Origin of the sequence: Hafnia alvei (assembly GCF_964063325.1) — a bacterium.
Taxonomy (GTDB): domain Bacteria; phylum Pseudomonadota; class Gammaproteobacteria; order Enterobacterales; family Enterobacteriaceae; genus Hafnia; species Hafnia alvei_B.
Genome location: NZ_OZ061316.1, coordinates 1 through 12644, shown reverse-complemented (window position 1 = coordinate 12644; position 12644 = coordinate 1). Strand labels below are relative to the sequence as shown.

Sequence of the window (12644 nt, the reverse complement as noted above, 5' to 3'; positions counted from 1 at the left end):
GTTAGAGCTGGCATATCTATGTCAGCTCTAAATTTTGAAGTTCATTAAGCAAGATTTATTTTTCAAATCTTTTATAGAGATTGTCTGGAATATCAAGATATTGCAACGTATTTTTATCAATCACTTTGATGTAATAAGGGTTTTCTTCATTCTCGATCCAATCACCATGACGTCTAAGATGATTGGTATCTTTTGAAAAATCATAATTATTATCTGAGTAGAAATAATTTTTCAGATTGTACTCATCACGGCTTTTATCATAGCTAAAAACCCATACATTCCCTTTCTTAACGCCTACGAACGTCCCAGCCAACGCAGCGCCATTATCTACACACGCCGCTAGCAAACATGCAGAAATAAAAAAAATCCTACTACCCATATTTTTTTCATTTTTATCCCTTTCCTCGTAACGTTTTGGATTACTCCCCCCGATAACGCCCGTTAATCTAGGGGGAGTCGTTTTCAAGAGTATGCAAGCCATGAAAACTAATGAATTATACTAGCGTCATTAGCAATTTGGACGCAATAGCAGGTTCCTCAACAATTCGCGGATAAATCTGACGTAAACTTAGCGCCTTAGGACGTAAAGCTATTACGTTGAAATGCGTATTGCTGAACGCGCTCCGCTTGTCAGCATCGTGAAATCTCAAAATTAAAATTTTAAATTTTTGCGATGCCATATTAACTGCCCGAGGCTTTAGCCGAGTGGTACTACTCCTGAGGCGTTTACGCCGATGGGGTTAGGTTTTGGTTTTTTTGGAGTAACCTACTGATTTAACAAATCTTAGCCATTCTATTTAACCCGTTAACTGTTGTTATGGTTCCGTTGCTCCCCAAACCCCAATTACTGCCAAAAATCTATGCCACTTTAGAGATGGAAGTAAAAACAAAACCCGCTAAACCTGACTATGCCGTGTTGATGAAACAATTTACGAATGTAGATCCCTGTTAGTGCGTGTTATGCGGTGCTCGGATGGTATTTTCGAGTGCGGAAGTCGGTTCGCGAGCAGAAGCATTGCTGGCCCAACGCCATCAGCAGCTAGAAAAGAAGCGATGGTTATTCGCAGCGTAGGAAAGATCTGCCTTAAATTTGGATTTATACCCAAAGCTGAACATTTTCTAATCAGCCGTCAATTATCGAGGCATTTTTGTCGTTGTTTATGAAAGAAAACGCTACCTTGCAGGCAGAGATTTGGCTTTATAACGTTAATAATAACTAATTGAAAATACTAACCATCGAGGCTCGTGAATAAAATTCCATTCAGACGCAGGATAGATTCTAGCAAGCCAACTTATCGTCAAAATCGGTGTTGCAAAAACGGGAGTGACCATAGATTCTGTTTCCTAAATGGAGTCTTAACCATCAAGCGGAGGCATATCGTTTGATAACTAAGCTTCAGATTCCATCAAGCATGAAGTCAACAGCACCTTTGATGACTATCCTATATGCTGTTGCATCACAAAATTCTACACCAAGCGCTTTTACCGGAATAGTCGCTGCTTCATGAGTCATCAATACGTATTTTTTACCGTCAGTCATATCTAGTACCGGGTTAAGTCTTTCTGGTGGCCGATGATGCCCAAAACGTTCTACAGGCATTAAAGGAATAACCAGACGGCGATTAATATCGCCAATGATGTCACTGGTAATATCGATTAACAACGGGAAAACCGCGTTTTTACCGGCACCTCGATATACAGTAAATTGCATTGTTAAAAACTCCGGTACTCGTCAGAAAAACATCCCGTTTCTTCTCCAATACGATTTAGTACAGCAACAGATTCTGCGTTATCTTCGAGCCAGCGCATCGCTGCATTTTTTTTGAGTTCTGTATCAAGTGCAGCTGCTAACGTGGCGCTCATATTTAGGCCTGCTTCACGAGCCCGTGACAGCAGGCTACGCTCCAGAGTCACGGTGACATTCTGTGTATTACGCTTAATGTTCATGATAGAAATACCCCAGATATAGGTGTGTAACTTACACGGATAGTAGCACATTCGGTGGAATATTTCATCTGACTGATGCCGCTTTGCGGCATGGAGGCGCCAGCTGTTGTTAGATATGACACTAACGTTAAACGGCGCCGGTGACGCGGCGTAGCCGCCCTGCTTTGATAGGTATCACCAACCACCCCCCCCCTGCAAAGCTAACTCCACCAAAAGCGAAGTAGAACTTTCATTATGCGGTCGGAGTGACCACGACAAGGCTAAGCCGTAGTCGGGGTGTATCTCCGCGTTAGCGGGGCGTAGAGCCGCTTACGAGCATGTATCCGAAACAACCCGCTACATTACTTACAGCACCACAAACCCCCTAGTTACAACATCCACTTTAAAAGCGACTCATTTCCGGCCCTTTGGGCCGGGGGCGAGCCGCTTTGCAGTGGGATAAGTTTCGCTCTGTGGTTGCCGATGTGCACGGTGACAGATGTAGATGTCTTGTGTGTTGTAACTAAAGAGGTTCTGTATGGGGCCCGTCGCATGGCGATAGGAGGAACTTAAACTTCTGAGCGGCACGGCTTGTCCGTTGTAAGCGAAGGCATTATTGGTCTTTAGTTGTCTCCGTTATCCACTGATTTTATCCAGTGAATAATAACGTATTTATTAAAGAGAATACGTAAGGGTGAAACCCTGAATGAATTGCAGGTTATTACGGGTCGGTTGCAGGTAACCTCTTCTGCCTGTTTGCAGATAAATGTGGATAAAATCATAGCGATGACATTTCTGACGTATTTCAGGCATCGATGAAGCCTTTACGGGGTTGGGGGGGAGTGTTTTTTGTCCAGAATAAGACAGCAGACGTGAGGATGCCTCCGCAGGGAGCGGATGGTTTAAAAGTAGGCAGGGTTAATGTGGCGGTGGTGAACCCGGCGGCTGGAGGTTCACCAGCTCCAACTGGTAAAGCTTCGTCCAGACCATTTTCTCGAATTGTTGTGGCGTCAGGTTCTGTGTCTGACCTTTCATTGAGCGGAATATCTGCTCTGCGACTTGGCGTTTGCGTTCATCAAACGGCAGGTCTTCCAGCTGACGGCGCTGTTTACCCTCAATGGCACGCGTACGGCGACTGAGGATAGTTTGTTGACGACAGCGCTCATACCAGCGCTTACGCGCTTCTCTGACCGTCAGAAATTCCCCAGACTGCAAGACGCCGTCCTTGATAGCACGTAGACGTTCGTCACGCTCGGCGCGCAGCTTATCCATGTCGACGCCCGTCATCTGCCAGCCGATATCCGTGATGATGATGTGCTTAGGGAAACGGCAACCGTTCACAAAATCCCATTCGGTTTCAGGAGACAGGATCACGTTGAATTTGGCCAATTCATCAATAAGGCGAGAGACACGGGAGGTGGTCACGGCACTGTCAGCAATCACATGGCCATCGTCATCGTGCGGGCTGAGTTCTTCAGCCAATCGCGTGATATTGATGGTCACAATGCCCGTGGCCAAGTCCACTTTACTTATCAATAGCACAAAAAGTGAATCCAGCAGACGTCGACGCACCTCGCGAAACGCACGCTTGCGGTCGCAGTAAGGACGAAGGAAAGTAAATAAGGGATCGGCAGACACACGACGTCGTATCACCCATTCGCCAGTGGTTTTATCCACGCTCATCAGATTACGCAGCGCACGGCCGTGCTGTTTGCTCAAGGGTTTATAGTGCGCAGGGCGCACATAAAGCGGAGAAGGACATTTGCACGCCGTTGAATGTTCCCCACGGTGGCGTTGGTCTTCTTTTTTAGGCTGTTCAACGGTGCTTACATCAACCACACCATCCTACGCTTACGTTGCGCAGAAGGAGTAAGCACGAGAGGTCTTGAAATTCTCGACGCATAAAACTATACTCCCTGCATAGAGCAACAGCTTCTATGCAGTTTATGAAGGCCCCGTTAATCTTCTCCAGTCCGCCAAGATAGAGGAAGATTATCGGGGTTTTTGCTTTTTAGATTCAGTCAAACACCCTCAACCGAACCTATTCCCTGCCACCTTTCGGCGTGGCCGACCAAGAATTCTTCACACGAACAGGAATTTAGCACTCAAAAGCAGTTCAAGCAAGAAATGTGACTACTCACATAAAAATTCTCGCTGTATGAGCAGTTCAATCGCTTCCGCCTGAGTTAATCCATTTTCCTGACAAAATGCGTCCAGTTTAGCTTTGTGTTCATTCTGGATGAACACATTAACAGGTTTATGAGTCTCCCTTTTGCGAGAAACTGAACGCATTTTTCTCTCACTTACACTAAGAGGTGTACCTTTGCGGTAAGCTCGTTTTGATGAGGAGGTTACTGCATCTGTGGATTGTGACATCTCTACCTCCTCAAGGATCTAAAAAGGATCGTTGAGGATAAGGATACTACAAGTATCACAAATACTGCAAATCAATAGCTTACGTTGTTTTTTTACAATGAAAAATTGCATCCGTGTTGGCGCACGGATCATTAAGACTTACGAGGACTTACAGGGTGGTGAGTTGGATAGTGAAACAACCCACCTGAGGATGAGGCTATAGCTTGGTTTTTACTGTGCGGCCTAGCCGCTCAATGGCGTACTGCTGTTCATTCGCTTCGACCGTAGCCACCGCATTACCCTTGATGTCATACCGCGGCGCACCGACAACGGTTTGACTGAGGTACACTTTCGAACGCGTAATGCTTTTCAAGCAGCGTTTAATGCGCTTATTCGATATCGGGTAAGCGTTAAGCTGCTTATCCGCCACCAACTTTTCGAAAGTCCCCACTGCCATCAGTTTCGGGGCATCTCCGTCAAATATGCCCGGCCAGTAGGTTTTCATCTCGTTGATAGCCTCATCCAAGGGGATAAGCGTTACGCCCTTGGGGGCTTTCCGTTGACGTGGCACTGCTTCTTTTATAGCTTTTTTGACGCTATTTGGCGGCGACGCGGGCGGCGTTTCACGCTTAGGCGCGACCTTTGCCGCGAGTGCCTGCTTCTTCACTTTCCACGCCGGCGGCGTAGTGACAGTGATGACCTTCTTACGTCCTACCACGCGAGTTCCCTGTAGCGTCGAGGTAGGAGGGATACCATTTGAGCTGCCGGACCCGCCCTCCGTTGTCTCAGGTGATTTACGTTTTAGCGTTAAGGTTTTCCGTTTTTCATCACTCATTGTTTTGATATTCCCTCATTGAATTAATAGCGGGACTGCCAAGCTTGCCCCTGTGACCAGCGGCTTTGCCAGTGTTCAAGATAAACCTGTGCCACCTCGGGCATCTGCCACATCACCACCACGTTTTCGGAGTTCGATCGCTGCGCTGCACGCGTATAGTTAAAAGAACCGGTTTGTACTGTGACGTCATCGATAATGGCCACTTTGTCATGCATTATCTTGTAGTTATCGACCGTTCTTACCTCAATCCCCGCATTCACCAGCAGGTTGATAGCCGTCACGCTCGCTCTGCCCTGGTTGGCTTTGCTATCGAGCACCACGCGTACATCAACGCCCCTATAAGCGCTTTTACCACCTCCGGGGAGGTAAATGAATATCCCATCAGGTTAATAGAGTGGCGAGCGATGTTGAGCGTGTTCATCACCAATTTCTGCGCACTGCCCTCGGGCGAAAATCCCACGATTACATGCGCATGACTCCCAATAGTACATAACAGGCTCGCGAGAAAGACCATTATACGTATTTTCATAAGGCAACCTCAGCAAGCATACCCAATAGCACCAGATGCCCCACGTAAAACAGCACAAAAAAATCGCGGGGCCAGAACCGCTGCATGCCCGCATTAATAGCGCGAACCGATACGAGCGCCATACCTGTGAGTATTAAGCCGGCGATAGCCGCTATGGGTGAAACCTCGATATTGAGCATCAGCACCATGCTGCACCACAAAAGGAAGCACGCTGCCAACTCAGCGGAGGATGTCGCCGCAAATAGATACCGCGCGCTGGCCAACATCATTATTCCCGCCAACCCGTAGCTGGTTTGGGCAAAGGGAAGCCAGAAAACGACGAGCAGTAACCCAAGCGATACCGATAGGCGGGATTTCATTTCACATAAGCGGATAGCCTGACCGGCGACTGCGAAAGCAAACAAGATATTGCCCTGCCACCACGGGAGCCCGGCAAGCGCATACCCCAGCTGTGCAAAGAGCGCCCACACCCACAGGTGGTTGAGGGAGGGCTGTCGCAGGGCAGGATGTCGCATCAGGTTATATGCCCATACCACGCCAAACAACGGAAAGGCACCGCGCCCCAGCCACATCATCCACGGGTGATGGAGCCCCAAAATGCTGTTGGCATGGTCGATAACCATCAGCAGCATCGCCACGGTTTTTATCACATCCAACTGACCCGATGTCCAGGAGAGGTAAGGGGCTAACCCTTGCCCCATAAGACTTAAGATGTCTAGATTCTCAGTACGTTTTGAATTCATCTTATGCATGGTGTTATTCCCTTTATCCCAGCCCCGGCGGTTGTCACGATGTTCCATCGTGGGAAACGCCGGGGCCGACAAGCCATCGGCGCGTCAGTCGCCACCCAACGTTTTCTCACGCTGCAGGTCGCGCACCACCTCATTGTCTAACTGCTGTAGGCGTTCACGCTGTTGGTTTTCTGCCACCACTTTATTCACCGCCTCCGTTTGCACGCGCGCGTCAGGCAGTTCTGGCAGCGGTGACTTATCGTCGCGGTTGCCCGCTAATCCTTTGATAACATCGCCAATCAACGCTTTGACCTTCTCATCAGGCAAGGTCACATCCTGCTCAGGCTTGTCTGTCCCCAACATCTCTTGGGCTGTTCTTTCTGCCTGTTTTTCCAACGCCTCACGCGCGATGTCTTCCGCACGGCGACTGTCGCCCACATCGGCCGGTGTGATGTCCACTGCCGTATCCGTTGCTGTCCCCGTTGTCACCTCAGCCACCTTATCGACCCACAGCTTGCCACCGGTCATCGCAGCAGGATTCCACGGTCGACCGTCGCCGGACAGTCTCACCACCACGCCGCTTTCAGGGTGACGAGCGGCCAACGCCACCCCCTCGCGCATCGTGGTGGCCAGCTGGTTTTCGCCGTTGCGGCTGGCTTGGAGGGCGACAAACTGCGCCTCCTCGCTGCCAAAGACACGCCCTTCGGTGCTCAGGGCATGGGCGTCCAGAGACTCTCCCTGTGTCATCGGCGCAAGCCAGACGCCGGAAGACTTTCCGTTTTGGTCAAAGGCGGGCAGGGCCACATGAGGCTGCGGATATTTACGGCCTGGTGCGATAAAGCGCGCCAGTGATTGCCCCTCCTGCAGCCCCGATTGCTTGAGGAGTGCTCGACCCACCGCCACCTCGGGCAACGGGGTAGCCTGACGCATCAACCGCTCGGCGTTGTTGACCGTGCGCTCATCGCGCGGTGCCAGTACATCGTGTGCGGTACTGCGTGCTTGGGTTTTGCCCATCGCATTAACCCACCCCTTGCGGTTGTCGGTATACACCTGCACATGCTGCTTAGAACGCGACAGGGCAACATACACCGACTCAAAGCTCACCATCTGCTTGCGGCCACCGTCGGTCCCTTCAAGCGCAATGGCAAAGGACTCACTGGCCCCCTGCGCACCGTGTGCGGTGACCGCATAGGCTAAATCAATATGGCTCTGCGCTTCATCACGATAAGGGGTGACCGTGCGCTGCTGTTGACCGTCTGTTAGCGTGACACTGTCACCCGCTATATCAGAGACCGTCCACACGCTGTTGGCAATATAGCCGCGCTCATTGTCACTTTTGGAAAACCGCATTTTGTCGCCCACACCGACCGTTATCATGTCTTGCTTATACAGCGTCACCCCTTCACTGGCGGCTTCGCGGGGTGAGAGCAACCGCGTATTGCCGGCGTTGTCGCGCAACGTAATCAGCTCAGCCTGCTTATCAATATCGGCTATCTGATGGTAGGTATTGTCCATGAGCACACGGTCACCACGGTGTTCCTCCCACGTACTCAGTCGCCTGAGTTCACCGTCGCGTACGTTCGCCGTGACTAAAATCGGAATAGAGGTATTACCGCCAAGTTCACCGGCGTTTTCACGAGCGTTATGTATCATCGCGTTCACCGCGCGGCGGTCGTCGTTCAAGTGCGTAACAATCAACGTTTGTGCGCGGGCGTCAGGCGTGCGCCCCATATAATCTGCGACAATGCTCTCGTAAAGAGTCGTTGGCTTGCCCTCATCAATACGCACACCGTCACCCCCCTCTTGGATGGCTTCTCGTATCGCATTTTCTTGCTCGCGGGTAAATTCCATCACCGAGCTGTCAGGAACCCACGCGTTGGGTTGGCGCAGCACCTGAACCGGTGCCACACTCTCCACGGTGGTCAATGCGCCACTGATATCACGCTCAATCATGCGATATACCGCAGGCCGAAGCACAGGGGTTTGGCGTACGATTTCCTGCATAATGGCCACGTCGGCGGCGCTGCGGGTTTGCTGCAGCTTAAACGGTTGACCCGGTGCAATCGGCTGCAGCTGGTCATGGTCTCCGCTAAAGACCGCCCGTCCACCGCCAGCCGCAATCAGCGCGTAGGTTTTGGCCATGTCGGTATTGCCCAGCATCGAGCTTTCATCCACCACAAAAACCGTATTGCGATAATCGGGTGTTTCACCCTGTCGCTGCTGCTGGGCGGTGTCATAGAGAAAAGAGGCCAGCGTTTGGGCATCAAGCCCCGCGCCACGCATCTCGCCCACCGCACGATGGGTAGGCCCTAGCCCGATGACGCGAGGACGGCGCTCTTCAGGCAGGGTATTGATGGCCTGCATCACCGCACGAAACTGGGTGGTTTTCCCCACGCCGGCATAGCCCTGCACCACCACAAAACGGTCGGGCGTTTCGAGTATCATGCGCGTCGCCGCCTGCTGGCCCATTGTCAGCCCAGCCAAGAGACTCTCGGGGACGTCACTCATCAGCGGCGTAACCGCCTCTTTCCCCTCGGCAATATGGCGAATAATGCTTTTTTCTGCCTCAAAGGACGCCCGCGAGACTAGCAAATCATTGCCGTGCCCCTGAGCGACATCGACGGCAATCAACGCCCCTGACTTGACCTGTTCTCGAACTTCTTGCTCAATCTCTGGCGGCGTGAGCTTACCGTCACCAAACTCCTGCGCCGCCGCCAGCAAAGAGACGCGTGAAAACGCCAGCTTTTGGTTTTCAAGCGAAGGGACCGCTAAATGAATAGCCTGCTGTACCGGTGTATTCAGCGCCGTTTTCTGGTGCTGCAGGGCGTCATCGAGAACAGACTCACCCGCCACGGTTTTTATCTGCTGCGTCACGACCTTAAACGCCGGATGACGCGTGAGTTTTTCAGCGGTTTTTTCGGGGCTTTGCGCCGAGTACATCTGTATCTGTGCGCCGCTGCGCGACAGCTGATTTAAGGTCATCTTATCAAGGTCGCGGTTGCTTGCGGCCACAAAGACCGTCGCATCATCGCTGACCGAGCGGCCTAATCCTTCCACCCACGCATGCCCCACCTTTATCGCAGAGAACGGCGAATCGCCCACGGGTAGCGGCTGAGCGACACTTTTGCCATTACGTACCACGGCCATCTTGCCCTCGGCATGGCTCACCACGCTGAGCTCATCACCGGCGCGCAGTTTATGCTCCGGCATTTTCCCCAGCACGTTCAGCTTTTCCCCCACGGCAACCGGCATCTGCTCTGAGCGATACAACGACCACTGGCTATTTAATGCCGACAGTTTAATCTGTTGGCTTTCTCCCGCTTCATTGCGCAGCGTCAGCGAGTGCGTTTTTCCCGTGACGCGCTCAATCACAAAGCGCTCATGGGTTTTGGTTTCACCGTCCCACTTCTCCATCACCATCCCCTCACGGTAATGGTCGCGTACGGTGCGACTCTTGCTGTCGACCCATACCGGTACCAATGTCGGCACGGTGATGTCCTGCTGTGACAACACGCCCTGAGTCTTCAGCTCGGCACGCACGGTATCCGTCAGAATATCTTGCTCGCGCACGCCCGACGTTTGCACCACGCCTTTTCCGCCCGCCTGAAGGTGCGCCACGTAGTCGTGGGCCAGCTGGGCATAGCGCTGGTTTTTATCCGCTTCGCCCACAACCACCGCATCTATCTGTTTTCCGCCCTGATAACGGTAGTCGTTCACGCCAGCATCACGTAAAACACTGAGCGCACTTCCGGTCCCGCTTCGCTGCTGGGAATCCATCACGAGCAGCTGCACGTTGTTACGCACGGCGCCATCAAGCAGCGATACCGCTTCTTTGAGCGTCAGCTTTTCTCCCTGCTCCACAATCAGGGTGCTGTTGGGCACAAATGCCGTGCCATCCAGCATACTGCGCTTAGGTAACACGGCCTCTTTGCCCAACTGTGCATCCTGCTGCAAATAGGCCCGCGCTTTGGTATCGCCCGCTAAGATTTGTACCTCGCGGCCCTGCTCATGTGCCAGATTCACCAACTCCGCCACGCGGTCGCATTGCACCAATGCACCGCCACCCCCTGACAAAATGGCCATCGGCGGTTTGTCCTGCGCCAGTACGCTAACCGCGTCGCTGTAGGGCGCTGGTCTGTCTATTTTGCTGTTCGGACTCACTTGGACATGACCTTGACGCATCACTTCCTTGCTCAATGCATCGATAGACAGCTCATCGAGCACATGGACATCGGAGGTAAAAATCCCCTTTTCTTTATCCAGCGGGATAAGCTGCTGACGGGCAATGGCTTCATCTATCCCCTCTCGGGCCTGCTGAATAACGCCATCGAGCGCAGGCAACTGACCGACCGTCTTGGCCAACACATCGGCATAGGTAAACTGGGTTTTGCGCTCACTGAGTAGTGAAATGGCCTGCGTCACCGCCAGCCCGACATCGGCCGGTTCCTGCGACAGTGGCGCTGGCGTCAAACCGTCTTGAACACGCGTATCCGCAAACTTGCGATACGCTTCCATATCAAAGCCGGTCGTTTTCAGCGTTGTCAGCCACTCGGCCATCTTCTGTGTAGGTTCAAGGACTTCTTTCGACTTGCGGGTATCGAGAGCAGCAACATCGCGCGATTTAAGGGACGCATCCGCGCCCACCGCAGACTCAATCGCTTTGCGACGATTGGAAAAAACATCGACCGGCACATCACGCATTTCCCACATGCCATGCCTGCCAACCACATCGACTTCATAGCCCATCGCTTCAACGTCAGTGCGTAAGGCTTGGCGATATATCTTTCCGAACGCGATTTGGTTGGCCAGAACGTTATCTGAAAAACCGGTCTTACCCACCGTATCGCTGCTCAGTGCCTGCCACTTATCCTCATTGCGTGTGGCATTAAGCACCACGCTGTGGGTGTGTAATTGGGGGTCTTGGTCACGCGAGGTATCGTGGTTAAAGCGGGCAATCACCAGATTACCGGTAAGCACCGTTTCTGAGACGCCGTCACGCATCGTACGGGTCGATGCTAATGCTTCCACCTGCTTGAGCGCGACATCAACGGCGCGGTTATGGGCTTCAATCAGGCGTTTATCACCGCCCAGCATCGCCATCACCGAAACACTCTTGGGTGCAGAGAAAGTCAGGTCATAGCCCGGACGGTGCTTATTACTGCCACCCTGCAGACGGGACAAATCGGAACCGTCAGGCAGTAATCCCTTAAGCGCACGGGTGAAGGTGTCTTTATCGATGCAGCCCTCTAAACCCAACAGCTTGGCGCCCTCGCCATGCCAACGGTCATCCATACTGCCCAAGACGTAATAATTGTCTTTGTCGGTGTAGTAGCCTGCTGCTCCGCCTGCCGACTTCACCTGGCTAAAACTCATCATCGCAGATAACCTTTTGTTTGTTGTATCTTAAATAGAAGAGGGATATCCCATTGACATATCCAACAAGTAAACTACACTGGATATACATCTCGTATATCCAAAGGAGACACACATGGAAACTAGCGTATTCCTCAGCAATCGCAGTCAGGCTGTTCGTTTACCCAAAGCCGTGGCACTACCCGAAGATGTCAAACGTGTAGAGATCATTGCTATAGGTCGAACTCGCTTAATTACGCCAGCCGGAGAATCATGGGATAGTTGGTTTGAGGGAAATTCGGTTACAGATGACTTTATGTCTGAGCGCGAACAACCTGAAATGCAAGAGCGTGAGGCCCTGTAATGCTCAAATACATGCTTGATACCAACATTTGTATTTTCACCATTAAAAATAAACCGGAGTCTGTACGCGAAAAATTCAATTGCCACAGTCATCAACTTTGTATTAGTTCAGTGACTTTAATGGAGCTCATTTATGGTGCGGAAAAAAGCACCGCACCTGAGCGTAACTTAGCCATCATTGAAGGTTTTACGGCACGTTTATCCGTACTTAATTACGACTGCTATGCAGCCGCACATTCTGGTCAAATTAGGGCTGAGCTAGCGCGCTTTGGTAAACCTATTGGCCCCTATGACCTGATGATTGCTGGTCATGCTCGGAGTTGTGGACTTATCGTTGTCACTAACAATACACGTGAGTTTGAGCGTGTTTCTGGTCTGCGGCTGGAAGATTGGATCTAGTTACCCTCAAAATGTATCTCCTACTTCAACGTCATCGAGAGACGACTGACCGTGATTGATATTGACCTCTTCACGGCGTTGCATCGTGCGCTGGCCGTTAGCCTCATGCTCAGCTTGCCAACGCTCGTAAGCATCCGGATCAACCAGTTCGCCT

11 protein-coding genes and 1 pseudogene are annotated in these 12644 nt (G+C 51.6%); 2 read left to right on the top strand and 10 right to left on the bottom strand.

Annotated elements, in window-relative coordinates; translation table 11 throughout:
- Nucleotides 1–55: 55 nt before the first annotated feature.
- The 9 genes and pseudogenes from AB3Y96_RS22650 to traI all read right to left on the bottom strand — a co-directional run bounded on the left by AB3Y96_RS22650 (nucleotide 56) and on the right by traI (nucleotide 11752).
- Complete coding sequence (locus AB3Y96_RS22650) at nucleotides 56–466, bottom strand: hypothetical protein (RefSeq protein ID WP_367300371.1); 411 nt, start codon at nucleotides 464–466, stop codon at nucleotides 56–58.
- Between the two features lie 930 nt (nucleotides 467–1396).
- Nucleotides 1397–1711, bottom strand: coding sequence for a CcdB family protein (locus AB3Y96_RS22645; protein WP_367300370.1), 315 nt, complete (start codon nucleotides 1709–1711; stop codon nucleotides 1397–1399).
- Between the two features lie 2 nt (nucleotides 1712–1713).
- Nucleotides 1714–1947, bottom strand: coding sequence for a type II toxin-antitoxin system CcdA family antitoxin (locus AB3Y96_RS22640; RefSeq protein WP_367300369.1), 234 nt, complete (start codon nucleotides 1945–1947; stop codon nucleotides 1714–1716).
- Between the two features lie 897 nt (nucleotides 1948–2844).
- Complete coding sequence (gene repA, locus AB3Y96_RS22635; RefSeq protein WP_040047080.1) at nucleotides 2845–3765, bottom strand: plasmid replication initiator RepA; 921 nt, start codon at nucleotides 3763–3765, stop codon at nucleotides 2845–2847.
- A gap of 294 nt (nucleotides 3766–4059) precedes the next feature.
- On the bottom strand, nucleotides 4060–4302 hold the full coding sequence (locus AB3Y96_RS22630; protein WP_367300368.1) for a replication regulatory protein RepA: 243 nt from the start codon (nucleotides 4300–4302) through the stop codon (nucleotides 4060–4062).
- 196 nt (nucleotides 4303–4498) lie between these two features.
- Nucleotides 4499–5116: a fertility inhibition protein FinO gene (gene finO, locus AB3Y96_RS22625; protein ID WP_367300367.1), complete on the bottom strand. Its 618-nt coding sequence runs from the start codon at nucleotides 5114–5116 to the stop codon at nucleotides 4499–4501.
- A 23-nt stretch (nucleotides 5117–5139) separates the two neighbouring features.
- Nucleotides 5140–5630 (bottom strand): annotated as a pseudogene (locus AB3Y96_RS22620) (phospholipase D family protein).
- A gap of 11 nt (nucleotides 5631–5641) precedes the next feature.
- On the bottom strand, nucleotides 5642–6397 hold the full coding sequence (gene traX / locus AB3Y96_RS22615; RefSeq protein ID WP_367300366.1) for a type-F conjugative transfer system pilin acetylase TraX: 756 nt from the start codon (nucleotides 6395–6397) through the stop codon (nucleotides 5642–5644).
- Between the two features lie 84 nt (nucleotides 6398–6481).
- The gene (gene traI / locus AB3Y96_RS22610) at nucleotides 6482–11752 is read right to left on the bottom strand and encodes a conjugative transfer relaxase/helicase TraI (RefSeq protein WP_367300365.1); all 5271 of its coding nucleotides are present in this window, start codon (nucleotides 11750–11752) and stop codon (nucleotides 6482–6484) included.
- Between the two features lie 112 nt (nucleotides 11753–11864).
- Between traI and vapB the strand changes: the two genes are divergently transcribed.
- Nucleotides 11865–12092: a type II toxin-antitoxin system VapB family antitoxin gene (gene vapB / locus AB3Y96_RS22605; RefSeq protein WP_040047085.1), complete on the top strand. Its 228-nt coding sequence runs from the start codon at nucleotides 11865–11867 to the stop codon at nucleotides 12090–12092.
- Complete coding sequence (gene vapC, locus AB3Y96_RS22600) at nucleotides 12092–12490, top strand: tRNA(fMet)-specific endonuclease VapC (RefSeq protein ID WP_040047086.1); 399 nt, start codon at nucleotides 12092–12094, stop codon at nucleotides 12488–12490. Before vapB ends, vapC begins: the two co-directional genes overlap by 1 nt.
- A 6-nt stretch (nucleotides 12491–12496) precedes the next feature.
- On the opposite strand, the gene AB3Y96_RS22595 is transcribed toward vapC, so the two are convergent.
- Nucleotides 12497–12644, bottom strand: a 148-nt coding sequence (locus AB3Y96_RS22595; RefSeq protein WP_367300401.1) for a hypothetical protein, incomplete at its 5' end; no start/stop codon positions are given.